This window comes from Bradyrhizobium sp. LB8.2, from assembly GCF_040548035.1.
GTDB lineage: Bacteria > Pseudomonadota > Alphaproteobacteria > Rhizobiales > Xanthobacteraceae > Bradyrhizobium.
Genome location: NZ_JBEPQV010000033.1, coordinates 30,483 through 52,450, shown reverse-complemented (window position 1 = coordinate 52,450; position 21,968 = coordinate 30,483). Strand labels below are relative to the sequence as shown.

The following is a 21,968-nucleotide window of genomic DNA, read 5'->3' as shown; positions in this document are numbered from 1 at the left end:
CGTCGGGCGTGGCCGCCCTCTATTTGGGTAAGAAGGAAGGGAAGGACTTGGTCTACATGGGCAAGGTCGGCACGGGATGGAGCCGGACCACGTCTGCGCAGATCGCAAGGCGCTCGACACCGTAGTGAGCCCAAAGCAGAAGCTGACGAAAACCATCAGGAAGCCCAAGGACACCTGGGTCGAACCCAAGTTCTACGCAGACATCGAGTACCGCGACATCACCTCCGAAAACCTTCTGCGGGCGAGTTCGTTCAAGGGCCTGAGCAAAGGAACCCGCCGTTCATAGGGGCGTTTGCCTTCCGAGTATCTGGAGTACCGGCGATGAAACCGGACAAGCGAGTGCTGAAGGCGGAGGAAGAGGCTCAGGACATACTGGCCCGTCATGTCGAGCCCGGCCGCAGAGATTGCGGCCAAACCAACAACCAACTGCTGGACGTGCTCGACGACGAAGCCGTCGTGCAGGCGGTCGAGGATTCAAACATGGAAAAGCCCAGCGCAGAACAACTCGCCGAACTCAAAAGGCTCTCCGCGATAGCGCGGGTGCCGGATGAATCGGAGATCGTCACCTCGAATGAGGAGGCCGAGATCCGAATCCGCGACCTGAAGGACAAGGCAAGGATGGAATGATGCCTGACGAGCCGATGAATGGCGTGGAGCCCGAGCGCTCCGAAGATGACATCCAGCGCGACGAGCTCGGTCCCCGCGGCGTGCCTGGAAAGGAAAGCCCGGCGAAGATGACGCCTCAGCGGGAGAAGAAGACGCCGAAGGACGTCGACCCCGGACATACTGCATGAATCCGATGGATACGTTCAATCCCGATATGCCCTGTCGGGTCCACGACAAAGTCAATGACCACATCTTTGAATGGAATCCACAAATGGGCATCGATATTTCGCGAGTACGGGGCGATATGGCATGAAGGCGTCGTGGCTTGGGACGGCCTGTTGCTCGACGGATGGACCCCCATCATGCATGAGCACCCAAGCGGCCACTGATCGGCGTTAGGCAGAAACGACCGAGTAGGCTCGTCAGACTCGGCTGGAAAAACGGGTGAATGCGGTCAGGGTCTGCAGGCGCGGTTCGACGTCGCGAAGATAGATCTCGGTCCGGAGAAATGCGAGTTCGGCGTCGAACGCGGCCTCGCAGACGTCGACGTACCAAGACTTCGGTCTGCCGTCGCTGCCGTCACTCCAGCGGTAGCCGCGCCGCTTCAGCGAATCCTTGAGTTCGAACGGCGACTGCTCGGCCCATATTCGCACGGTTGGCTTGCGGGCGTTCTCGAGCAGGAGGGCGAGCGCGGGCGAACCCGTGGAGGCAATTGGAAGGCAAGGACTTCCAGCAGAGCGTGGCAGTCGTCGATCGCCGGTGCGCATGGTGAAAGAAGCCCGCGCCGTTCAACAAGTAGCCGAGCTGCGCGCCCGCGAAGCCGTGTTCGCGCCAGTCGATCTCGGTGGCGCTGCAGCCCCAGGCCTTGTGCTCGAATACCGGCCAGTAGCGCTCGACGAACTTCCTGTCGAACCCACTGCTGTGCGCGATCGTGATGGCTGAATCGTGGGCGAAGGCCGTGACGGCGGCCTCGTCGATTCGGTGGCCGGCCACCATTTCGTCGGTGATGCCGGTGAGCGCCGTCACCTCGGGCGGGATCAGCGCCGACGGCTCGTTAAGGCCGAGAAAGTGTCCCTGACGCCGACGATCCTACCGTCCGGCACGTAGTCGAATTTGACCATCCGGAGCTCGATGATCTCGTCCCTGCCGTGATCGAAGCCGGTGGTTTCGGTGTCGAGCAGGATGCCGGTTTTGAACTCCTGCCCGATTTCCGGCTGGGACGCGGGCCGCGGCACCAGGCGTCGCAGCACCCGGAAGTCGGGCGACCGGTCCAGGGCATCGGCCATGGCTGCCAGGCTGATGGTGTTCTGAAATATCGTTTCCCGCTGTCTATCGCGGCGACGGGCATGCCGGCCGCTGGCGCACGATACCGAGGCAGCCGGCGGCGAGGTATCGGAAATTGGCGCGATCCAACGTGTTCTCGGGACCGTCGTTGCGTTCTGTCGCGCTTCGGAAGAAATCGGCCGCCATCAGTCGGCCACGCAGAGACTCGGCGGCGGCCACCAGAGCGACGGCCCGGCGCCGGACCGGGTCGCGTTCATGGAGCTCAGCTTGTTGCCGCTGCAAGGCGCAGCGCCTCCCCCCACCCCGTTCCGAGCCGCTAGGATCGCGTTCAGGGCGAAATGCGATGCCGCACCCGCTTATGGCGTCAAACCCTCGCTGGTGAGGCCAGAACCACCGGCTGGGTACGCGAGCTTGGTCCTCGGCAGAGTCCGTCGGCGGCTCTCTTCGCGCGCTGCGGGAAGGCGGCCACGCTCGATCGGGGCGCGCTGCGCCACCACCAAGAACGACAAGAGGGCGTGGGCGTCAGGCCTCGCCCGGTCCGGAGAAGATCGACGCCGGCGGCGTCGTGCGCGGCACCGGCGGGGGGCGCTCGACCGCTCTCGCGGGCCGTACGGCGCTACCGCCCTTCAGGTCGTATTGCTCCGCCAGCTTCTGCAAACGCCTTCTGGTGAAGGGATCGGCCTTCTCGGCCAGGTCGCGCACGCGTTGTGCCAGACCTCTGTAGAACTCCTGCTGCTCCATGACGCACCCCGCAACATCACTGATCGCAGGAGTTGAGTATATCCGCGGCCGGCGAGTCAAGCCGCGCCACTCACGGAAGCGGCCCTGCGGGCAGTCGTTCAGAAGAGAGCGGCCCCGAGATCGAGGCTGAAGGTCATGACCGCCGCCATGGACAGCAGCAGACCCGCGCCACAGAAGATAGCGACGGTCTTGAATTGCTCTATGTCTACATCCGTGCCGGTCGCGTTCGCCAGCGCCTTGGCCGCCCAATCCATGCTTTGATCTCCTCGAAGAAAGCGATGACGACGGCAAGGGTAGCGGATGTTCGCGCCAGCACGTGTGAACTGGCTCTCACGCGCCAACCGAATATGGATCTGTCCCTGGGATTAATCCCAATCGTGGTGCGGCGGCGGCTGAGCGCGGATATGTCCGCGAGGAAGATCTGATTGACGACCCACGCCGCTCGGCGGCTCTCCGTACTGCAATGGCCGAAGCCGCTTCACTTCGGAGGCTTGAGCTCGCCGGCGAGCCAGCCGACCGCGTCCGTCTTCATCGGATCCACGGCGATCGAGATCTTTTCGGTCCGCTCGCAGGTCGAGCACTCGAACGTGCGCTCTTCGAAGCCATGTGCGCCAGGCGAGATGCGCGCCAGCACCATCCGGTGCTTGCATACCGGACACTTCGGCCGATCGGTGCTCGATGCGATCATCCCTCTAATCCCAGACGCGGATCATACGATGTCCGGAGCCGGAGTCTGCAACATTCGTGAGTTCGGAGCTTTTCCCGTAGCGAGGAACGACGCCGGTCCGGTGTCGTTGCTTCCTCAGGCTGCGCGCCAATGCGTGGCCTGCGTGGCTCCGCCCTCAAGCCCCCCCAGTCCCCAAAGGCGGGGCTGCGCTCATCCTGCATCGCGGGAAGTCCGGTTTCGGGTGAATTTTCTTGCAGCATTTTACTTGTTTGAATCCCGGCAGCGGACGGGGGATGCATCATGCGGCCATCGCAGGGGGATATCTCCATGTTCGACGCCGAAACGACAGCGCTCTTGCGCGCCGTCCTCGATGAGGTCTGCGAAACCGTGTCCCGCAATGAAACCGGCACCCGGACACATGTGGCCTCGAAGCTCCTGCTCAAGCAGGTCGGGCGGAGAGCCTGGAACGAGGCGCCCACCATGTGGCGATAGGCCGGCTGGCTCCGCAAAAGACCTCCTCGGGGCGAGGGCGAGGACCATCGCAGCCGAGGGGCCAGCGCATCATGGCGTAGCCGTCTTCACGTGCGCTGCGCCTCCGCCGCGCCTCTACCAGACAGATCCCGAGGACGAGGAGCAGGATCACGGCCCATCTGAGCTCACCGCCGATCGACCGAACGTCTACGCATGCTGCCCAACGCGTTCGCCGCGTAGCGGCACCTGTTCATCGCGCGATATTTCTTCCGCCGATCGGGCTTGTGGATCCGTCCTTGTCGCCGCACTCGCGGAGATCAGCATCGCCTTGGCTGATTCCAGACAGGAGCCTGGCCGCGTCTGGCAGTTCCTGCAAAAGAGCGCGTTTGAGGCGCGACGACCCCTTCGCGCTGAAAGCCAGTGGTGTCGCTCTTCTTACACCTTGAATGTCGCCTTCTGGCCCGATGGCGAAATTCGGTTTGCCTTAAATAGGATCTGCTGATCGGGGGAGACAGGAAGTGACACGAGGCCAGTCAACGGCGCTTTTGACCCAACAACCGAGACATCGGGCGTAGCCGTCGTCTATCTTGCAGGAATGCCGAGAAGCGTGAATATTCATGCTGGTGCGCGTGCCATCCGTAAAATCCCGTCATAGAGCGCCGCAAATGAGGTGTTTTGTCATGAAGAGGTATTCGCTCCCAGTGGCCGCCTCAGTGCTGGGTCTGGTGCTCGTGCTGTCGCCGTCCGCCAACGTGCAGGCTGCCGAACTCAGGCTTCTGGCGGGTGGAGCAATGTCAGGCGTTTGGGCAGATATCAAACCGCAGTTCGAGCAAGCCTCTGGTCACAGGCTTGAGATTTTCTTTGGCACCACTCCGAACCTCATAAAGGAGGCTACGTCGGGCAAGCCGTTTGATGTTGGTGTTGTACCTGTCGAAGTTATGCAGGACGCGTCGTCCCGAGCTAAATTCGCGGCAGGTCCGACAATCGATATTGCCCACGTTGGCCTCGGCGTTGCTATCCGCTCTGGCGCTCAAAAGCCTGAAATCGGCAACGCGGACGCGCTCAAGGCAACGCTGCTCAAAGCTCAGTCCATTGCCTCGATCCCGGAGAGCGCCACCGGCTATTCAATCGCAAAGGTATTTGATCGCCTTGGAATCACCGAGCCGATGAAGGCGAAGATGAGGGCGCAGCCCAACCCTGCGCAGGTCGTCGCGGTGGTTGCCCAGGGTGAAGTCGAATTGGGCCTATTCCTTATCAACGTTCTCACCGCTCCCGGTTTGGATGTCGTCGGGCCACTTCCGGCCGAACTGCAACAAAATGTGGTGTTTACGGCCGCGGTTGGATCAGAAACCAAAGAGACCACCGCTGCCAAGGCCCTCATTGATTACCTTAAAGGTCCGGCGGCAGTTGCAATCATCAAATCCAAGGGCATGAACCCCGGCTGATCCGACGGATCTCCCTGCGCCAGCGGGTGCTGGGATGACAAGCGTCTTAGATGTTGGGTCTCAGGAACGCCACCCGAAGGTGGCTCGACGATGAGTGCGTCATGAAACGCCTTATTTTTTCGGCGGGCCTTTTGTGGGCGGCATCATCATTGGGTTGGGCCTGCCCGACAGCATCCGCGCTCAGGTGCCGGGATACGTAACCAAGCGAATATTCAAGACGGACTTGGTCAATCTGCCCGGCCAAGAGGCAATCATCTACGCAGCAGAGTGGTCGTCTGGCTTTCGGCTTCCGCTGCACCAGCATGAGGAAGGTTACGAAGCCGTCTACCTCATCGAGGGCGAGCAGATCTTTGAAATCGACGGTGTCGGAACCAAGATAGTTAACGCCAGTGAAGTTGTGTACACGCCACCGAACACCAAGCACTTCGGCCGGAACGCTACGGACAAGCCATCGAAGACGCGGGTGATCGGCATCAAGACCAAAGACAGACCCGTGATGACAGACGTGAAGTAGTTTATCGAGGTTGCCTCCGTTGGCGGTCTCTTTTATCTCTATCGGACCGCGCGGATGTCGCTTGTTGGCCCATCAGCGAAGTAGCGGCCCGCTTCATTGAGGCCTGCTCACTGAAGCATGGCGGACCAGATTTGCTCACGTCGAGTTCTTCGCATTTCTGACCCACAGCGGACGTTGTGCGCGTCGCGCCCGTTTAAGGAATCAATATCGCAATTGGTAAACTTCGATCTGCTCGGCTTTTGAAATGAGCCGATAATGCTCTTAGGCACATGTCCACGTACTTCCTCGCTGCCTGTCTGATCGTGATCGTCTTGAGTTTCGAGGTATCGTTCCGTCGATCCTTGGAATCTCTCACGGAACTCGCGCGGGGCTGCCCCGGCCCATCGGCTCGCACGCGGCGGCGGGCGCTTTGGCCCCTGCATTCGGCGCTCTCATTTGTACGCTGCTGGGGGCTGATCGGATTCGACCATGTTCAAGACAAACTTGCCTCTCCGCAACGGCCAATCTCATGATGCTTAGTACGGCTTTCTTCAGCGGATGGTTCCTTGGCGTCATTGCCGGGATGAATCAGGATTGAAGCCGCGACCGATGCCAAGCGAAAGGTGCATCAGCCTATTGGCGCGTCATTGGAGCGATCGCGAAAAGGCCTGCTCGCAGGTCGCAACCTTCTGCGCCATCCGCTTTTCGAGCAGCAGGATGGTTCTCTGAGTGTGCCCAAGGAACATTGGAGCGCAAGAAGCATTGAGCCAACCCGGCTGGAGTCTACGGAGGCGGCACCTATTGCCCGCAATGTTTCCCTATGGCTCGAATCGAAGACTACGCACTGATTGGCGACTGCGAGACCGCAGCGTTGGTGGGTCTTGATGGCTCCATCGACTGGCTTTGCCTGCCGCGGTTCGACTCCGACAGTTGCTTCGCAAAGCTACTCGGGTCCGAAGACAACGGCTATTGGCGCGTCGCGCCCGTGGCGTCGCGCTCAGCCGAGCGCCGGTATCGGCCGGGCACGTTGATCCTGGAGACGACCTTCAGAACCGACGACGGCAGCGTTCGTGTCACGGACTTCATGCCGCCCAAATCCGACAAATCGCGCATCGTCCGGATCCTCGAAGGACTCGATGGCCGGGTCGAGATGCGGAGCGAATTGGCGGCGCGTTTTGACTACGGCGTCTCCGTGCCATGGGTCAGCCGGCTTGATGATGGCGCACGATCCCTGGTGGCCGGAGCCTCCATGCTGGTGCTGCGGGCTGACGTGCCGCTGCAGGGCGAGGAGATGGCGACCGTGGGCTCGTTCGTGGTCTCGGCGGGCGAACGTAGAGCCTTGGTGCTCAGTCATCAGATTTCCTATCAGGAGGAAACGCCAGCCGCGCATCCTTTCCAGCTTCTGGAGTACACCGAGCGTTTTTGGCGGGACTGGTCCAGCCGATGCCGGGCGGCTGGGGCGTATTCGAACGAGGTTCTCCGCTCCCTCATCACGCTGAAGGCGCTGACGTTCGAGCCGAGTGGCGGGATCGTCGCGGCCGCGACGACGTCTCTGCCCGAGCAGCTCGGCGGCCCTCGCAACTGGGACTACCGGTTCTGCTGGGTTCGGGATGCCACGCTCACGCTGCTCGCGTTCATGGACGGGGGATACTACGACGAGGCTCGCGCCTGGCGCGATTGGCTCATTCGCGCGGTCGCCGGCAGCCCCGACCAACTGCAGATCATGTACTCGGTCACCGGCGAACGCCGGCTGACCGAGTGGGAAGTGCCATGGCTGTCCGGCTACGAAAATTCGAAGCCGGTCCGGATCGGCAACGCCGCCCACCAGCAGCTACAACTGGACGTCTACGGCGAACTGATGGACGCGCTTTACCAGGCGCGGCGCGGGGGGCTCGCCGAGAACAAGCGGGCATGGGCCGTCCAATGCGCGTTGCTCGATCATCTGAAGGCAATCTGGACCGAGCCGGACGAAGGCATCTGGGAGGTCCGAGGCGGCCGCAAGCAGTTCACATACTCGAAGATCATGGCATGGGTGGCCTTCGATCGTGCGATCAAGTCCGCCAAGGAATTCGGGATGGAGGGGCCGGTCGACGATTGGACCGCGGTCCGGGATGCGATCCATGCGGACGTGTGTCGGCGCGGATACGACGAGGACCGCAAGTCCTTTGTTCAAGTCTATGGCGAGCCTCAGCTCGACGCCAGCCTGTTGCTGATTCCTGCCGTGGGCTTTCTCCCGCCGGATGATCCACGTGTCATCTCGACCGTAGGAGCCGTCGAACGCGACCTGGTCGTGGATGGCTTCGTGCGCCGCTACGACACGGGCGCAACCAAGGATGGACTGCCGCCGGGCGAGGGTATGTTCCTGGCCTGTAGCTTCTGGCTCGCCGATGCCTATCAGCTCATAGGCCGTGCGGCCGATGCGAAGGCGTTGTTCGAGCGGCTTCTCTCCTTGCGCAACGACGTCGGATTGCTCTCCGAAGAGTACGATGTCTCGAAGCGCAGACTGGTCGGCAACTTCCCGCAGGCATTCTCCCACATCGCCCTGGTGAACACGGCGCACAACCTCACTCACCGCGACAAGCCCTCCGAAACACGCGGCGGAAAGAAGTCGCTGCCGAGCGAAGGAGCGCAGAGCACGACTGCAGGAGCCAACCATGCCTGAAGCGACAACCGACCCTGCCGGACCCGTCCCGCCGGGCGCGAGACAGCGTTCAGCCGTCCGTTTTCCCGTCGTCCTGGAGGGACAACCGGCGTTGGTCACCGGCGCAAATTCAGGGATCGGCAAGGCTGTGGCGCTGGGTCTCGCTGCTTCGGGCGCCGACGTCGTCGTGAACTACGTGGCCGACCCGGCCGCGGCGGAGGAGGTGGCGCACCAAATCGAAGCCGGCGGTCGCCGCGCCATCGCCATCAAGGCGGACGTCAGCAAGGAGGACGAGGTCAATTCGATGTTCGCCCACGCGGTCGATCATTTCGGGACCCTCCACATTGCGGTGAACAACGCCGGCTTGCAGAGAGATGCCTCTTTCGACGAGATGACCCTCGAGCAGTGGAGGAAGGTGATCGACGTCAATCTCACGGGCCAATTCCTGTGCGCGCGAGAGGCCGTTCGTGAGTTCAAGAAACGCGGCGTGGTGAGCCGAATCTCCGCGGCGGCGGGCAAGCTCGTGTTCATGAGCTCCGTTCACCAGGAGATACCCTGGGCCGGTCACGTCAACTACGCAGCGTCGAAGGGCGGCGTCATGCAGTTGATGCGCAGCATCGCCCAGGAAGTCGCCCCATTTGCCATTCGCGCAAACGGGGTCGCTCCTGGCGCCATTCGCACGCCCATCAACCGGCCCGCATGGGAGACCCCGGATGCCTACGAACGGCTCATGACGTTGGTGCCGTACAAGCGCATCGGAGAACCGGACGACATCGCGCAGACGGTGGCTTGGCTGGTTTCTGACATGGCCGACTACGTCACTGGCGCCACCTTGTTCGTGGACGGAGGGATGAGCCTCTACCCAGGATTCGCGACCGGCGGCTAAGCGGGATTTCATTCGGAAAGGAGGAATGCCATGCGGCAGGGCCATCAGGAAAGCGAGCGCCGGCATCGGCGGCTGTTTGCGTCCATCGCCAACAAGGCCTCGCAGGGGGCAGGGCGTGCATCGACGTTTGTCCTAGCCTGCGCGGTAATCGTCATCTGGGCCGTTACAGGACCGCTGTTCCGGTTTTCCGACACTTGGCAGCTCGTCATCAACACCGGGACGACCATCGTGACCTTCCTGATAGTCTTCCTGATCCAAAACTCGCAGAACCGGGACAGTGCCGCGATCCAGGTGAAACTGGATGAGCTGATCCGGACGGGTATCGTGCAGAATAGCTTCGTGGGAATCGAGCATCTGAGCGCGGACGAGCTCGAGGATCTGCGCGCGCGCTGCGAAGAACGCGCGAAAGCCGTCGCCGAAGACGTGGTCGAGCGCAGCACGGGGACGGCCCTCAGGGGCTGGAAAGCCGCAACGGAATGATCTGGATCCGCGACCTGCTGTTCCGGAAGCCGTCCTGCTGGAGGACCACCGCATTCTCGGGAATTTGCCGGGTCCGCCGGCAGGCTAGACTACCCATCGGGACACCGGTTCGATCCGGCGCCGTCGCCTTCAGCCGCAGGGATCCGGCGATGGACGACTTCGGCGATGCCACCGTGATCCGGAAGTTCCGGGATTTCGGACGATCTCGGCGCCGTGAGTATCCACTGGTCGGCAACGAGATCACGCACCTGCGCGGATGCGCTCTCCTCGCCGCAATGAGCTGCGGCTTCGATCCCAGTAGCGTTCTGTACGGCGCCACTACGCAGAGGAAGCGTTCGCCCGCGCCCGTTCCCGCGCGCCGCGCGCACGCTCCCGACGTTCGCGACGCCGCCTCGCCCGCTCGGCCGGCTGCGGCAGCGACGGCAGCGGCGCGTCTACGGCTAGTTCCGACTCTATGGCCTGCTCGGCGACCGGGCGCGCCTCCATGAACTCCAGCACCATCCGCCCCTTGACGGTGATCTTCCAGCCGCCACTTTCGCGCGCGACCAGGCCTTGCGAAAAGATGTCGAGGTCCGGCATGCGCGCCGCCAGCCGCTTGGTGCGATCGGCCCAGTCCCGACCGCTGGTCGCCAGGATCGCCATGTCGCGCTTGAGGTCGGCCATCACGGCAAATCCATCCGGGTAGCCCACCAGGATCTTCAGCACCGTGACCTGAAAATTCACCCCCGCCCCCTCGGTCCGGTCAGCGCCACATGGTCGGCGCTTGCGAGAGAGCTTGGTGCCCGACCTGCCTGAGACCTTCGGGCGACACCTCTCCGCGCGTAGCAGCTTCCAGAATCTTCGCAGCGACGTGGGTGCGCACTCCGCTCTCGCGGCGCGAAACGCTCTCGCGGACTTCGTCGAGGACCGCGCGCAAAAGCGCGGTAGTGGAGGTGTCGAACATGAAATGAAATGCCCCATGCGGGAAAGCCTCATCCTAGCGCAATTTTTCGCTTTTGGAATTCGGAATCTTGAACACCGCGAGTGTCAGAGTAGCTGCCCCAATTCGGAGAGGCAGGCGACCTAAGATCCCAAACGACCGAAGGCAAGGTCGCCCTCGTGGACCGGTGGACTTGCGCCGGAAGATCAGGCAAATCCCTGAAGGCACTTCCAGCATGAGGAGCTCCCGTGTCTCGGCCAAGGAAGGCATACCGGCAAGCGGCTCTTTCGATGTCGGTCGTTTTGCTCCTTGCAGCCAACGCCATGGCGCAGGAGGACAAGAAGACCGACGACGACAAGCCGGCCGATCCCGACACGGGAGAGAGCACCGTCGAGGAGAAGACGCTCGGCCTTCTGCCCAATCCGTTGCAGAAGTACGGCGTCAAATTCGCCGCGACCTACATCGGCGAGGTGTTCGGCAACGCGTCCGGAGGGTTGAAGCAGGGCGCGATCTACGAAGGCCGACTTAACCTGGCCGTGGACATCGATCTGCAGAAGCTCGTCGGGATCGACAAGCTCACCTTTCACGCCAACATGTTCCAGATCCATGGCGACGGGCTGTCGCGCTCCAATCTGCAGAATTTTTTCGTCGTCAGCGGAATCGAAGCTCTGCCGTCGACGCGGCTGTACGAAGCCTATTTCGAAAAGCAGTGGGGCGCGAAGAAGCTCTCGCTGAAGTTCGGGCAGCTGGCCGCCGACAGCGAATTCTTCAACACCAAGTACACCGATGTGTTCACGAATGCTTCCATGGGTTGGCCGGCCGTCACGTCGCTCGACCTGCCCAGCGGCGGACCTTCGCCGCCTTTGGCCGCGATGGGAGCCCGCCTGCTCGTCAACGTGACCGACCAGCTTGCGGTACTTGGCGGAATCTTCGATGGCGACCAGGCCGGTCCCGGTCCGGGCGATCCGCAGGAGCGCAACCGCTATGGCGTGAATTTCCGCGTCAACGATCCGCCTCTCCTGCTCGGGCAGATCCAGTACGCCTGGAACAACAAGAAGGGCGATCCGAACCTGAGCGGCCAGATCAAGCTCGGGGGCTGGCGGCACTTCGGCTCCTTCACGGACCAGCACCTCGCGTCGAATGGGGTCTCGCTCGCCGCTCCCGCCAGCAGCGGCGGGCCCCTGCTGTTGTCGGGGGACATCGGCGGCTGGGCAGTGTTCGAGCAACAGATCTATCGCGTACCGCATAGCGACGATCGCGGCATCGGCGTGTTCACTCGCGTTGCCGGCGCGCCTGCCGATCGCAACCTGATCGATCTGTACGCGGATGCCGGCATCGAATTCATCGGTCTGCGCGACGACCGTTCAGACGACAAATTCGGGATCGCAGCGGGTTATGCCCACGTTTCGAAACGGGCGCAGGCGCTCGACTGGGATTATCGGACGCTCGTCGATCCGAATTGGCCGGTGCGAAGCTTTGAAGGCCTGCTGACTGCAGTCTATCAATATCAGGTCAAGGATGGCTGGACGGTGCAACCGAATTTCCAGTACATCGTCCATCCCGGCGGCGGTGCAACGCTGCCGGCGGGCCCGCTCGCTGGAAAGGCTCTCAGGAACGCTTTGGTGTTCGGTCTCAGAACCACGCTCAAGTTCTGAGACCGGACGCGCGCTGCGCTAGATGTGCTGACCGGAGCCAAGAGCAGTGGGCTAAAAGCTCCAATTGGCCATGTCGAAAGTGAAACGTCGCGACGCGGAAGGCCCACGCCGGCGGTGAACACCTAGCTGAGTGCCAAACCGTAGAAAGACGGGCGTCACGTAAAGCCTGGGTTGCGAGGACCAGTCGCATCTCAGGCGCCATGAAGCCTTTCGTGAGCACCTCGACCCTGCAGCCGAGCAACTCTTCGAGTTGGATCTCGACCCGTGCCAGATCGTAAAGCGAGGTGCCCGGAGGCGCCTCGACCAGAATGTCCAAGTCGGTGTCCTCGCCGCGCGCCACCGATCCGAACACTTTCGGGTTGCGCATGCCTGCGCGGTTCAGGATCTCACGAACCTGGTTGCCGTGCTCAGCGATGGAAGTCGATGGTCTCATCGAACCGGCCTTCCGCGACATTTCTTGGTACGGCTTCTATACCGCCGCCTCAGGAACTCCGGTTAAAATACAACTAGCCGGACCGAGTCGGAAGCGCGCGTATCCAGGTCCTTGCGCCGATAGTTGCCGCTTCAGCTTGTTGGTGCCACCCAGCCATCCCTTGAGCATTCCTCCACTACCCTGGGAACGCCGGTCTTTCGCGGATCGTCCTGATCTTGGCGTCCAGCAGGCCCACGACCATGAGCAGCTGCTCGTAGATCACGCTGGCGTCAGTGGCCGGCTAGGTGGCGTTCGGATCCCTTCGGAAGGGCGAGTTCCGGCTTGCCCGAGGAGACGAAAGCCGGAAGCTGCGGCAGCCTTCCCGCGCTGAAGACCCCGTGCTGTATCGTCGGCGGAAATACGGCAGGGAGCGAGGTTTGCGCTTCCAGCCAGCCTGGCCTTCGCCTAACGGCCGAAGGGGTGTCTCAGCCGACGAGGCCTACCCTTGGTCAGGCGCCCGTCATGACGAGCGCCGATCTTCGATTTGCTCCATGTCCTTGGGGTTGCCCCAGAAAGCGCCCGGACGCAGCCCTCGGAACCGAAACCTTTTCATGCCTTCATGAATTCAGCACAGGGGCATTCGAGCGAGAAGCAGCAGCCAATGGCCCCAATGCCGATAGGCGACGTGGTTCTCACGGTTTCAATCATGACCGTCGCCTTCGTGGGTGAGGTCGCGGTGTTCACCCTCTTCGGAATCTTCTGAGGGGAGGCTCAGCCGCTTAAGCCGACGATGGCGTCTGCAAGCCGCGTAACAGGTCTGCCATTTGCAGGCCTGCAGCGCTTCATGGACCCCTGAAGGAACGGCATCACAGCTTGGTCAGCTCGCCCGCATGCGCCGAACTTCGGATCAGCCTGGTGGGCTCCCACCAGACGCCGAGGCTGACCAAGCTGGAGGGCGGATTGAGCGCGTGCAGCATGCTCAAATCGCGCAACGCCTCGCGCACGTGCGGTTGCTGCGGCGTAATGAAGCGCGTGAAGATGGTTCGTGCCCGATAGCGCGACGCGATCGCTGCAACCGTCGGCAGAACGCGCTCCATCCATGGCGTTGCCCACAGACCTCCGGGCGCAAAGATGTTCTGCATGTCGATGCAGAGATGAACTGGATCCCGGATCTCGGCGCGTTCCGACTTGCTGTCCCTCATAGCCACCAATCGTCATGGGTTCGCGGAGTGCCCGGGCGTCTCCCGGCCGCGCCCGGCAATAGGAACTTGCGTATGGAAGCGGCGTTCCAAAGCCGCCATTGCGAAAGGAAACGTACAATATGGGCTTCTTCACCAAGGACATTAATCGATGGAGGACCTGCTGATCCACGATCTGTCAGTTGCGCATGTTCGTTGCAGGCATCATCCGGAGATCCAGAGATTTTGCAGGCCCAACGCTTGATCGGCAATTCCGAAAGGAAAGCCCGCACAGGGGTCGCGGGATGGATCGTTGCGCTTGTCGTTTGCCTCGCGGCTCCGATGCCGGCGCGCGCGGCCGTCACGGCTTCGCAGCTCGAGCAGGTCGGCCTCGTCCCTCACCTCGACGCCCAACTGCCCTTGCGTACCGAGATGCGCGATCTGAGGGACCGCAACTCACCGCTGCAAAGCTGGCTCGGCGATATTCCCACCGTCTGGATTCTCGCCGATTACACTTGCGAGACGCTCTGCGGACCGACGATATCGATCGTATCGAACGCCCTTGCCGATACCGGATTGAAGGCGGGCAGGGATTTCCGGCTCATCGTCGTCGGTCTCGATCCCAAGGACAGCGCGGCCCAGGCGCTGGCCATGAAAACCGCGCAGGTCAGCACGAGAAGCGACCTGCCGGACCACAGCTATTTCCTGCGTGCAGCGGCATCGGACGTCGAGACATTGACCGGTGTATTCGGGTTGCGCACGGTCTACGACGCCGCGCACGACCAATTCGCCCATTCCGCTGCTGCCTTCGTTGTGACGCCAGACGGGCGAATTTCGCGCGCGCTCTCGGCGCTGGCGGTCGATGCGACCAGCCTGCGGCTGGCGCTGGTCGAGGCCGGCCGCGGACATGTCGGAGGCTGGACCGACCAGATCCATCTGCTCTGCTACGGTTTTGATCCGGCCAGCGGCACTTATACGTTCGCGGCTCGGCGGCTGCTGCTCGCCGCCGCCTCGATCAGCCTCATCGCCCTTGGCGGACTGATCGGGCTGCTGTTTCGCCGCGAATTCGCGGCCAGATGACGTCCAGCGGCGCTCTCCGCTCGGCCTCCCGCGCCAGCAGCGCGTCGAACGCAAGCCACAGAACCGAGCCAACAAGCAGCAGGGCAGCAATCAGCATCACGACGGTCGTGGCGGCGGAAAGCCCGTGAATGGCCGGCAGGATCAGGATCGCGGATTCCAGCCACCGCATCGCCAGCGTGAGCGCGCACAGGGCCAGTAGCCAATGCGGGTCCGAGCGTACCCTGGAGCTCAGCATCGCGCAGAACGGGACCACGAATTGCCCGAAGGCGACCCCGGCGAGGGCATATTGCCAACCGTTGTCGGAGCGCGCGATGTACCAGGAGACCTCGTTCGGGATATTGCCCGACCAGATGACGATGTACTGCATAGCGTGGAGATAGCACCACAGCAGCAACACCGACATCAGCAGCGCGCTGTAGCCGCGGCTCGGTCCGATCTGCCGCATCGACAATAGCCCGGCCGCTACGACGAAGGCTGTCCCGTTTACCATCGCGATGCTGAGATAGAGCAGGCCGTAGATCGACGAGTGAAAATCCGGCTCCAGTGCCTCCATCCAGTCGATCCCTGCGAACGACGCGGTCAGCGCCCACACGATCAATCCGGTCGAGGCTGCGCGCACCATGGGCTCGTCATTGCGCCAGGCGCCGCGGAGCCAACTGGCCAACGCAATCCAGACCGCGAAGTAAAGCACGGCTCGCAATATGACGAACCACGGCATGAGCCAGGCCGCCTTGAATGGCGGCAATGACGACGGATCGGCTGCGGCCGGATAGACCTCCTTCATGAAGAGAAGGACCGGAATGAACGCCAGCGCCGCGACCGGCAAGGTGCCCGTGGCCGCCAGAAAGACAGGATGCAGCGCCTCGGTCCAGCGTCGCCGCACCAGATAGCTGGTCATGAACAGCGCCAGCGCTCCGATCGGAACCGCGCTCCACGCGATCCAGGCAGCGAGATAAGCGGCAACCGTCGACCGCGCGTCGAGAACGAGCCCGGCGATCAGGATCAGGCCCGTGACCGCTGTGACAAAGCCGATACGACGCCTCATGGCAAGGCCTCCAGCCTGGCGCGCTCGTCCGCGGGCACGTCGTCGAGCGAGGCGTGGCGGCTGAGCTGAAGCGCGCGGATATAGGCGACGATCGCCCAGCGGTCGGCCGGCGGCACCCGCGCGGCATAGGAATACATCGCGCCATAGCCGTTGGTGATCACGTCGAAGAAGTGCTGGTCGTCGGCGGTGAGCAGCCGCTGGTCGTGATAGCTCGTCGGATGCGGCATGCCGCGCTGGACCACAATGCCGTTGCCGTCGCCGCCGGCGCCGTGGCAGGGCGAGCAAAAGATGCCAAAACGCTGCCGTCCTCGCGCCAAAAGTTCGATGGAAAGCGTTGGTCTGGTGGTCGCGGCCTTCTCCCGGTCGAGATCGTCGCGGGCGACGGTATTAGCCGGCGGGCGCCGCAGCACGCTGCCCCGGAACAGCGGCGCGCGCGAATAGTCGCTGTAGCGGGGCTGCGAATCCATGTTCTGGTCGCAGCCAACGAGCAGCATCGCAAGCGCGATGATGAACGGTAGTCTGTTCATCCCGGCACAAGCTCCACCGAAAGCGCCCCCGTGCCACTGAGAAAGACCAGGGTCTCGTTGGCACTGAACTTGGCATCTTCCGCGCTCACGCAGAGGAAGAAGCGGTCCTTGCTGGCGCGAAAGAAGCGTGTGTCGCCGAACACGGGATAGTTCAGCCGCGGCAACCCATTTTGCACGAGCATCCCGAACAGCATGGCCAGCGCAGAGAACAGGATGGTGAGTTCGAAAGTCACGACTGCGAAGGCCGAGAGCGCATAGACCGGCCGGCCCCCGACATTGAGCGGGTAGTCGTAGTTCGTATAGAGCTGCATCGCGAGCGCGATCCCGGCCCCGAAGATGGCGCCCGCCAGCCCGACGAAGGAGATCCTTGGTCGCGGAAGGTGCAGGATGCGGTCCAGCCCCTCGACCGGAAACGGCGTGAAAGCGTCGAGATTGCGGTACCCGGCCGCGCGCGCCTTCCGCGTGGCGGTGATCAGGTCCTCGGGGCTCTTGAATTCGGCCAGCGCGCCGTAGAATTCCTCAGCCATGCCGCTCCTCCTCCTTCTCCTGGTGGAGAAGCTCCTTGGTCTCGAAGATCGAGATCATGGGGATCAGCCGGATGGCGATCAGGAACGGCACCAGGAAGAGACCGATCGTGCCAAAATAGGTCGACCAGTCCCAGAACGTCGGCGTGAAGTGGCCCCAGGACGAGACCAGGAAGTCGCGGTAAAGGCTGGTGACGAGAATCATGTAGCGCTCGAGCCACATACCGACCGCGACGGAGACCGAGATCAGCAGCAGCATCCATCCGGTCCGCCGGACGACGCGCCACCATAGCGCCTGCAGCGGGATGAAGTTGAAGACCACCGCGCCCCAATACGACCAGGCGTAGGCGCCGGTGAAACGATTGGCCAGCGTCTGGAGCTCATGAGGCTCGCCGGAATAGAGCGCGTCGAACACTTCGAAGACGTAACCATAGGCCGTCATCAAGCCGGTGGCGAGCAGCACTTTTCCGAGCAGATCGAGGTGATCGTCGGTGACGAGGTTTTGCAATCCGAACCACGAACGCAGCGCGACCGCGATGATGGACACGACGGCGAAGCCGGAGAAGGCAGCGCCGAGCACGAAGTAAGGTGGGAAAATTGTCGAATGCCAGCCGGGGATTTGTCCCGCGGCGAACAGCAGCGACACCTCGCTGTGGACGGAGACGACCAGGGGCACGGCAAGCCCTGCCATCAACCGGTAGGCCTGCGACCAGCGCAGCCAATGCGTGGCCGAGCCGCGCCATCCCAACGCAAGAACACCGAAGAAGATCTGCCAGCCGCGGCGGGTCGCGCGGTCGCGCGCGGCGGCGAGATCGGGGATCAGGCCGGTGTACCAGAACGCGATCGAGACCGTCAGATAGGTCAAAACCGCCCAGATGTCCCATTCCAGCGGGCTGCGGAACTGCGGCCACACCCCCATGGTCGCCGGATAGGGAAACATCCAATAGACGTACCAGGGTCGTCCGAGATGCAGGATCGGGTAGATGCTGGCACAGACCACCGCGAACAGGGTCATGGTCTCGGCGAAGCGGTTGAGCGAGTTGCGCCATTCGCTGCCGGTGAGCAGCAGCAGCGCCGAGATCAGCGTGCCGGCGTGGCCGATGCCGAGCCACCAGACGTAGTTGTGGATCGCAAACGCCCAGTTCACGGGGATGTTGATGCCCCAAATGCCGACGCCGCGGGTGAACAGCGCAATTACCGAGACCATCAACAACAGCAGCAGCGCGCTCGCGAACGCCATCGCGATCAGCCAGCGCCGCTGGGCCGGGAAATGCAGGGGAATGCCGGTGAGCTGGTCGGCGATTCCGCCCATGCTCTGACGCGTCGGCAGGATGTCGGTGCGATCGCTCATCCCTGCGCCTCGTCGTCGCGCCAGCGCGCCAGATAGGTCGTGCGCGGCCGCGTTCCCAGCTCCTCGAGCAGCACGTAGTGCCGGCCGTCTCGCTTCAGCCGTGACACCTCGGAATTGGGATCGTTGATATCGCCGAACACAATGGCCCTGGTCGGACAGGCCTGCTGGCATGCGGTGATCACCTCGCCGTCACGTATCGACCGGTTCTCCTTGTCGGCTGCGATATGCGCCGCCTCGATGCGCTGCGTGCAATAGGTGCATTTTTCCATGACGCCGCGCGAGCGCACGGTGACATCAGGATTGTGGGCGGCATGCTCGGATGACTCGGCCGGCGCACGATAGTCGAAGAAATTGAAGCGTCGCACCTTGTAAGGGCAGTAGCTGGAGCAGGTCCGCGTGCCGATGCAACGGTTATAGACCATCTGGTTCACGCCTTCAGGACTGTGCGTCGTCGCGTGCACCGGACAGCCCATCTCGCAAGGCGCCTCCTCGCAATGCATGCATGGCACCGGCTGGAAAAAGCTGCGCGGCTGTTCGATGTCGCCGGTGTAGTAGCGCGCGATCCGCAGCCAGTGCATCTCGCGGCCGGCCTTGACCTGGTCGGCCCCGACCACGGGCACGTTGTTCTCCGCCGTGCAGGCCGTTACGCAGGCATTGCAGCCGATGCAGCTGTCGACATCGATCACCATGCCCCAGGCGTTCTTCGACGATGGCCAGGCCGCATAGAGGCTGGCCTGATCCGGGCTTGGCGGCGGCGTGACATGGCCGGGGCTGACCTCGCGGACGAGGTCGACCCCCTCCATGCGATGATGCAGCTGGGTCACCGCCAGGTCTTCGCTGGCGTCGAGCTTGCGCAGGCTGCCCCCGGTCAGCGACGGCGCGGCCGCGGGCTGTACGCGGTAGGCATCGTGGCCGAGTTCGTTGCCGACACGCCCTGCCCGCGTCCGTCCGTAGCCGAGCCAGAGCGCGACGGTGCTTCCGGCCTGCCCCGGCATGATCCAGAGCGGACCGGTGACGCGACGGTCGCCGACCGCCACTTCGACATGATCGCCATTCACCGCAGCGAGACGCTTTGCCAGCGCCGGACTGACCGCGATCACGTTGCTCCAGGTCACGGTCGTCAGCGGCTTGGGCAGCTCCTGAAGCCATCCGACATTGGCGAACTGCCCGTCCCACACGGTCGGGTCGGGCCGGAACACGATGTCGAGTTCGCCGGCGGGGCCTGGTGGCGAGATTGCCGTGCTCGCGGTGGCGACCGTGATGAAGGGGGCGGCGCCGTCGACAAAGCCGTCGTGCAGCGCCTGCTTCCAGCGCGCTCCGAACGCATCGCCAAAGCTCATCTGCCAGGTCACGCGCACGGCGCCGTCCACGACCGGGTCAATCTCGCCGAGCAGCATCGCAAGGATCTGATGCGCCGTCTTGACGTCGTGGAACGGTGAAATCAGCGGCTGCAATATGGTCGCGGTGCCATCGACGGCACGGGCGTCGCTCCAGCTTTCCAGCGCATGGGCCAGCGGAAGCTGCCACTCGCACAGCGCGCCGGTCTCGTCGCGATGCAGTCCGATATGCAGCGACACGCGCACGCGCTTGATGGCGTCGCCGACATTGAGCTCACCGGGCGCCGTGTAGGCGGGATTGCCGTCGAGCACGATGAGCGCGGTGACGCGCTCCGCATTGATATCCGACACGAGCTCAGCCAGCGAGCGGGCATTCGGAGGGCCCGCGATCGGCGCTGTAAACCGGAGTGTCTGGCCGGCATTTTTGAGTTGTTCATTGATCCGGGCGATCCAGTGAGCCGTACTCGGACCTCCGCTCAGGCCCGAGACGAATAAGGAGCGCCCTGCCCGATCCTTGCAGGCGTCGGTCACGGTCGCGACCCAGCGGCTTTCGACCTCCGTCAACTGCGCCTTTGACGCGCCGGCAACGCCGAGCGCGCCTGCCAGCGCCTCCGCCAGCAGCGGCATGCGCCGGGCCTCGGCGACCAAGCGCTGGCCCGCCATCGCGCCCGTGGCCGACGGCACGCTCTCGGCCATCAACAGGCGATTGCCCGGCCGGTCATCGGACCGCCGCCGCGCTTGCGACCAGCCCAGCGCGTTGCGCACCTGGTCGGGTCCGGGCCCCAGGAAATCGTCGTCGAGGCTGACGACGACATCGCATTCGCCGAGCACATAGTGCAGGTCCAAGGCCTGCCCGTACACCGCAGCCGCGATTTGACGTCTCGCATCCGCGCCTGCGGCCGAATGCCGATGAACGCGCGCGTTGGGAAATTGCTTCAGGAAGGTTTCTATCTGCCGCAGCAGCGTCGGAGACGTCGTCGGTCCGAGCAGCAACCGCACGCCCTCACCCGCATCGACCCGCCAGCTCTCGCGCATGATGCCGATAGCCGCCTCGACGTCGCTCCAGCTCGCGGGCTCGCCGTGCCGGGTCGGCGCGGCCGCACGATCGGGATCGTACAATTGCAGCACTGCGCTCTGCATGAAGATGTCGCTGCGGCCCTGCGTGACCGGATGGCGGGGATTGCCGTCGAGCTTGGTCGGCCGACCGGCGTAGGCCGTGGCGATCACCGGCTGCGCAAAGCCGTCGAGCAGCACGGCCGTCGCATAGTAACGCGGCAGGCCGAGCGTCTCGGCGGCGGGCTGGTCGACGTAAGGCAGCGCCGCAACCAACGAGCTCTTCTCGCAGCCGGTCAGCCCCGCCAGCGCGAATGACGCGCCCATCAATCTCAGGAATTCGCGTCGTGCCGTCTTCGAGAATTGCTGAACCGCCGGGTATTCCGCCTCGATGAAGGCCTGAAATCGTGGATCGTCCGAGAGCTCTTCGATGCCCGCCCAGAGTGGCTCCCCGCCCGCCGTCCGAGGCTGATGGTCAATGCGCCGCTTCATCGGTGACACACATAGCAATGCGTGAGCTCGCCGAAACGGATACCCTCGTGAGCGGCAATCGCTTCGCCTTGCTTGCGCGGGTTCGCAGGCGGCTTCCAAGCCATGTCCGTGACATGACCTTTCGGACGCAGATGCGGCGCGGGATCGCGGTGGCAATCGATGCAAAACTCCATCGTGAACGCTTTCGCGCGATAGGTCAGCGCCATCTGGTCGACGCGGCCGTGGCAGCTCTCGCAGCCGACCCCCTTCGCGATGTGGATGTCGTGCCGGAAGAACACGTAATCGGGCAGCTTTGCGACGCGGGTCCACTGGATCGGCGTGTGGTCGGCAAGGCTTTTTCGGACCGGCGCCAGCATCGCCGCGTTGGTCCAGATCTGCGAGTGACACGTCATGCAGGTCTCGGTCGGTGGGAGGCCGGCGCGCGGACCGGCGTCGACGTTGCTGTGGCAGTAGCGACAGTCGATGCCGAGTTCGCCCGCGTGGTGGCGATGACTGAACGGCACAGGCTGATGTGGGCGGATGCCGGTGTCCGTCATGTAGGCCGAGTGCGCGAAACCGACGGCAGCCACGATGCTGCCGCCTGCGAGCGACAGGCCGCCGACCAGAAGCAGGCGTAACCACGTGTCCGCCACAGAAGAGAATATTTGCGCCATTCTCGCTGTGACCCGATCGCGAGCTGTC

23 protein-coding genes and 2 pseudogenes are annotated in these 21,968 nt (G+C 63.3%); 11 read left to right on the top strand and 14 right to left on the bottom strand.

Annotated elements, in window-relative coordinates:
• Nucleotides 1-76 precede the first annotated feature (76 nt).
• From ABIB06_RS31155 to ABIB06_RS31145, 3 genes are read left to right on the top strand one after another with little or no spacing between them, the layout of a single operon-like run.
• Nucleotides 77-286 carry an ATP dependent DNA ligase gene (locus tag ABIB06_RS31155; protein ID WP_345946937.1) on the top strand — a complete coding sequence of 70 codons (210 nt, stop codon included), beginning with the start codon at nt 77-79 and terminating at the stop codon, nt 284-286.
• A 35-nt stretch (nt 287-321) separates the two neighbouring features.
• Entirely contained in the window at nt 322-627 is a 306-nt protein-coding gene (locus tag ABIB06_RS31150) for a hypothetical protein (RefSeq protein ID WP_247446489.1), read from the top strand.
• Nucleotides 627-794, top strand: coding sequence for a hypothetical protein (locus ABIB06_RS31145; RefSeq protein WP_247446546.1), 168 nt, complete (start codon nt 627-629; stop codon nt 792-794). Before ABIB06_RS31150 ends, ABIB06_RS31145 begins: the two co-directional genes overlap by 1 nt.
• Nucleotides 795-1,028: 234 nt before the next feature.
• Here the strand turns inward: ABIB06_RS31145 and ABIB06_RS31140 are convergent.
• From ABIB06_RS31140 to ABIB06_RS31125, 4 genes and pseudogenes are all read right to left on the bottom strand, one after another.
• Nucleotides 1,029-1,892 (bottom strand): annotated as a pseudogene (locus ABIB06_RS31140) (3'-5' exonuclease).
• Between the two features lie 520 nt (nt 1,893-2,412).
• Complete coding sequence (locus tag ABIB06_RS31135; RefSeq protein WP_247446490.1) at nt 2,413-2,631, bottom strand: hypothetical protein; 219 nt, start codon at nt 2,629-2,631, stop codon at nt 2,413-2,415.
• Nucleotides 2,632-2,729: 98 nt separating this feature from the next.
• Nucleotides 2,730-2,885 carry a hypothetical protein gene (locus ABIB06_RS31130; RefSeq protein ID WP_354051743.1) on the bottom strand — a complete coding sequence of 52 codons (156 nt, stop codon included), beginning with the start codon at nt 2,883-2,885 and terminating at the stop codon, nt 2,730-2,732.
• 224 nt (nt 2,886-3,109) lie between these two features.
• Nucleotides 3,110-3,319: a response regulator gene (locus tag ABIB06_RS31125; protein ID WP_247446492.1), complete on the bottom strand. Its 210-nt coding sequence runs from the start codon at nt 3,317-3,319 to the stop codon at nt 3,110-3,112.
• Between the two features lie 306 nt (nt 3,320-3,625).
• On the opposite strand from ABIB06_RS31125, the gene ABIB06_RS31120 reads away from it, so the two are divergent.
• From ABIB06_RS31120 to ABIB06_RS31095, 6 genes are all read left to right on the top strand, one after another.
• Nucleotides 3,626-3,790 (top strand): hypothetical protein, encoded by a 165-nt coding sequence (locus tag ABIB06_RS31120; RefSeq protein WP_247446493.1) that lies wholly within the window; start codon nt 3,626-3,628, stop codon nt 3,788-3,790.
• 659 nt (nt 3,791-4,449) lie between these two features.
• Nucleotides 4,450-5,214, top strand: coding sequence for a molybdate ABC transporter substrate-binding protein (locus ABIB06_RS31115; RefSeq protein ID WP_247446494.1), 765 nt, complete (start codon nt 4,450-4,452; stop codon nt 5,212-5,214).
• A 94-nt stretch (nt 5,215-5,308) separates the two neighbouring features.
• Entirely contained in the window at nt 5,309-5,728 is a 420-nt protein-coding gene (locus ABIB06_RS31110) for a cupin domain-containing protein (protein WP_247446495.1), read from the top strand.
• Between the two features lie 799 nt (nt 5,729-6,527).
• A complete protein-coding gene (locus ABIB06_RS31105) occupies nt 6,528-8,369 on the top strand; it encodes a glycoside hydrolase family 15 protein (RefSeq protein ID WP_247446496.1) in 1,842 nt (613 codons plus the stop codon).
• Nucleotides 8,362-9,234, top strand: coding sequence for an SDR family oxidoreductase (locus ABIB06_RS31100; RefSeq protein ID WP_247446497.1), 873 nt, complete (start codon nt 8,362-8,364; stop codon nt 9,232-9,234). The genes ABIB06_RS31105 and ABIB06_RS31100 overlap by 8 nt, the downstream gene beginning before the upstream one ends.
• A 30-nt stretch (nt 9,235-9,264) precedes the next feature.
• Nucleotides 9,265-9,714, top strand: a complete 450-nt coding sequence (locus ABIB06_RS31095) for a low affinity iron permease family protein (RefSeq protein ID WP_354125685.1) — start codon at nt 9,265-9,267, stop codon at nt 9,712-9,714.
• Nucleotides 9,715-10,032: 318 nt separating this feature from the next.
• Here the strand turns inward: ABIB06_RS31095 and ABIB06_RS31090 are convergent, their stop codons facing one another.
• Both ABIB06_RS31090 and ABIB06_RS31085 read right to left on the bottom strand, forming a co-directional pair.
• Nucleotides 10,033-10,437 (bottom strand): hypothetical protein, encoded by a 405-nt coding sequence (locus tag ABIB06_RS31090; RefSeq protein ID WP_247446499.1) that lies wholly within the window; start codon nt 10,435-10,437, stop codon nt 10,033-10,035.
• Nucleotides 10,438-10,456: 19 nt separating this feature from the next.
• A complete protein-coding gene (locus ABIB06_RS31085; protein ID WP_247446500.1) occupies nt 10,457-10,657 on the bottom strand; it encodes a hypothetical protein in 201 nt (66 codons plus the stop codon).
• A gap of 266 nt (nt 10,658-10,923) precedes the next feature.
• Here ABIB06_RS31085 and ABIB06_RS31080 point away from each other — a divergent pair, with 266 nt between their 5' ends.
• Nucleotides 10,924-12,288 (top strand): carbohydrate porin, encoded by a 1,365-nt coding sequence (locus tag ABIB06_RS31080; protein WP_354051748.1) that lies wholly within the window; start codon nt 10,924-10,926, stop codon nt 12,286-12,288.
• Here ABIB06_RS31080 and ABIB06_RS31075 read toward each other — a convergent pair.
• Together ABIB06_RS31075 and ABIB06_RS31070 are read right to left on the bottom strand one after the other, a co-directional pair.
• Entirely contained in the window at nt 12,278-12,721 is a 444-nt protein-coding gene (locus tag ABIB06_RS31075; RefSeq protein ID WP_247446502.1) for a nucleotidyltransferase family protein, read from the bottom strand. The genes ABIB06_RS31080 and ABIB06_RS31075 overlap by 11 nt on opposite strands.
• Before the next feature lie 977 nt (nt 12,722-13,698).
• Nucleotides 13,699-13,902: pseudogene (locus tag ABIB06_RS31070) on the bottom strand (cysteine hydrolase); the annotation flags it as partial.
• A gap of 72 nt (nt 13,903-13,974) precedes the next feature.
• Between ABIB06_RS31070 and ABIB06_RS31065 the strand changes: the two are divergent.
• Nucleotides 13,975-14,958 carry a thioredoxin domain-containing protein gene (locus ABIB06_RS31065; protein WP_354051752.1) on the top strand — a complete coding sequence of 328 codons (984 nt, stop codon included), beginning with the start codon at nt 13,975-13,977 and terminating at the stop codon, nt 14,956-14,958.
• On the opposite strand, the gene ABIB06_RS31060 is transcribed toward ABIB06_RS31065, so the two are convergent.
• From ABIB06_RS31060 to ABIB06_RS31035, 6 genes are read right to left on the bottom strand one after another with little or no spacing between them, the layout of a single operon-like run.
• Nucleotides 14,900-16,003 (bottom strand): hypothetical protein, encoded by a 1,104-nt coding sequence (locus ABIB06_RS31060; protein ID WP_247446505.1) that lies wholly within the window; start codon nt 16,001-16,003, stop codon nt 14,900-14,902. The genes ABIB06_RS31065 and ABIB06_RS31060 overlap by 59 nt on opposite strands.
• The gene (locus ABIB06_RS31055) at nt 16,000-16,530 is read right to left on the bottom strand and encodes a c-type cytochrome (protein WP_247446506.1); all 531 of its coding nucleotides are present in this window, start codon (nt 16,528-16,530) and stop codon (nt 16,000-16,002) included. The genes ABIB06_RS31060 and ABIB06_RS31055 overlap by 4 nt, the downstream gene beginning before the upstream one ends.
• Nucleotides 16,527-17,057: a DUF3341 domain-containing protein gene (locus ABIB06_RS31050; RefSeq protein ID WP_247446507.1), complete on the bottom strand. Its 531-nt coding sequence runs from the start codon at nt 17,055-17,057 to the stop codon at nt 16,527-16,529. Before ABIB06_RS31050 ends, ABIB06_RS31055 begins: the two co-directional genes overlap by 4 nt.
• A complete protein-coding gene (nrfD, locus tag ABIB06_RS31045; protein WP_247446508.1) occupies nt 17,050-18,405 on the bottom strand; it encodes an NrfD/PsrC family molybdoenzyme membrane anchor subunit in 1,356 nt (451 codons plus the stop codon). Before nrfD ends, ABIB06_RS31050 begins: the two co-directional genes overlap by 8 nt.
• Nucleotides 18,402-21,287 carry a TAT-variant-translocated molybdopterin oxidoreductase gene (locus ABIB06_RS31040; RefSeq protein WP_247446509.1) on the bottom strand — a complete coding sequence of 962 codons (2,886 nt, stop codon included), beginning with the start codon at nt 21,285-21,287 and terminating at the stop codon, nt 18,402-18,404. The genes nrfD and ABIB06_RS31040 overlap by 4 nt, the downstream gene beginning before the upstream one ends.
• On the bottom strand, nt 21,284-21,940 hold the full coding sequence (locus ABIB06_RS31035; RefSeq protein ID WP_247446510.1) for a cytochrome c3 family protein: 657 nt from the start codon (nt 21,938-21,940) through the stop codon (nt 21,284-21,286). The genes ABIB06_RS31040 and ABIB06_RS31035 overlap by 4 nt, the downstream gene beginning before the upstream one ends.
• Nucleotides 21,941-21,968: the final 28 nt, after the last annotated feature.

Excerpts from the sequence above, each read along its gene's own strand:
- ABIB06_RS31155 (WP_345946937.1), top strand. The coding sequence starts at position 77 with ATGGAGCCGGACCACGTCTGCGCAGATCGCAAGGCGCTCGACACCGTA.
- ABIB06_RS31150 (WP_247446489.1), top strand. The coding sequence starts at position 322 with ATGAAACCGGACAAGCGAGTGCTGAAGGCGGAGGAAGAGGCTCAGGAC.
- ABIB06_RS31145 (WP_247446546.1), top strand. The coding sequence starts at position 627 with ATGCCTGACGAGCCGATGAATGGCGTGGAGCCCGAGCGCTCCGAAGAT.
- ABIB06_RS31135 (WP_247446490.1), bottom strand. The coding sequence starts at position 2,631 with ATGGAGCAGCAGGAGTTCTACAGAGGTCTGGCACAACGCGTGCGCGAC.
- ABIB06_RS31130 (WP_354051743.1), bottom strand. The coding sequence starts at position 2,885 with ATGGATTGGGCGGCCAAGGCGCTGGCGAACGCGACCGGCACGGATGTA.
- ABIB06_RS31125 (WP_247446492.1), bottom strand. The coding sequence starts at position 3,319 with ATGATCGCATCGAGCACCGATCGGCCGAAGTGTCCGGTATGCAAGCAC.
- ABIB06_RS31120 (WP_247446493.1), top strand. The coding sequence starts at position 3,626 with ATGTTCGACGCCGAAACGACAGCGCTCTTGCGCGCCGTCCTCGATGAG.
- ABIB06_RS31115 (WP_247446494.1), top strand. The coding sequence starts at position 4,450 with ATGAAGAGGTATTCGCTCCCAGTGGCCGCCTCAGTGCTGGGTCTGGTG.
- ABIB06_RS31105 (WP_247446496.1), top strand. The coding sequence starts at position 6,528 with ATGGCTCGAATCGAAGACTACGCACTGATTGGCGACTGCGAGACCGCA.
- ABIB06_RS31100 (WP_247446497.1), top strand. The coding sequence starts at position 8,362 with ATGCCTGAAGCGACAACCGACCCTGCCGGACCCGTCCCGCCGGGCGCG.
- ABIB06_RS31095 (WP_354125685.1), top strand. The coding sequence starts at position 9,265 with ATGCGGCAGGGCCATCAGGAAAGCGAGCGCCGGCATCGGCGGCTGTTT.
- ABIB06_RS31085 (WP_247446500.1), bottom strand. The coding sequence starts at position 10,657 with ATGTTCGACACCTCCACTACCGCGCTTTTGCGCGCGGTCCTCGACGAA.
- ABIB06_RS31080 (WP_354051748.1), top strand. The coding sequence starts at position 10,924 with ATGTCGGTCGTTTTGCTCCTTGCAGCCAACGCCATGGCGCAGGAGGAC.
- ABIB06_RS31075 (WP_247446502.1), bottom strand. The coding sequence starts at position 12,721 with ATGAGACCATCGACTTCCATCGCTGAGCACGGCAACCAGGTTCGTGAG.
- ABIB06_RS31065 (WP_354051752.1), top strand. The coding sequence starts at position 13,975 with ATGGAAGCGGCGTTCCAAAGCCGCCATTGCGAAAGGAAACGTACAATA.
- ABIB06_RS31060 (WP_247446505.1), bottom strand. The coding sequence starts at position 16,003 with ATGAGGCGTCGTATCGGCTTTGTCACAGCGGTCACGGGCCTGATCCTG.
- ABIB06_RS31055 (WP_247446506.1), bottom strand. The coding sequence starts at position 16,530 with ATGAACAGACTACCGTTCATCATCGCGCTTGCGATGCTGCTCGTTGGC.
- ABIB06_RS31050 (WP_247446507.1), bottom strand. The coding sequence starts at position 17,057 with ATGGCTGAGGAATTCTACGGCGCGCTGGCCGAATTCAAGAGCCCCGAG.
- nrfD (WP_247446508.1), bottom strand. The coding sequence starts at position 18,405 with ATGAGCGATCGCACCGACATCCTGCCGACGCGTCAGAGCATGGGCGGA.
- ABIB06_RS31040 (WP_247446509.1), bottom strand. The coding sequence starts at position 21,287 with ATGAAGCGGCGCATTGACCATCAGCCTCGGACGGCGGGCGGGGAGCCA.
- ABIB06_RS31035 (WP_247446510.1), bottom strand. The coding sequence starts at position 21,940 with ATGGCGCAAATATTCTCTTCTGTGGCGGACACGTGGTTACGCCTGCTT.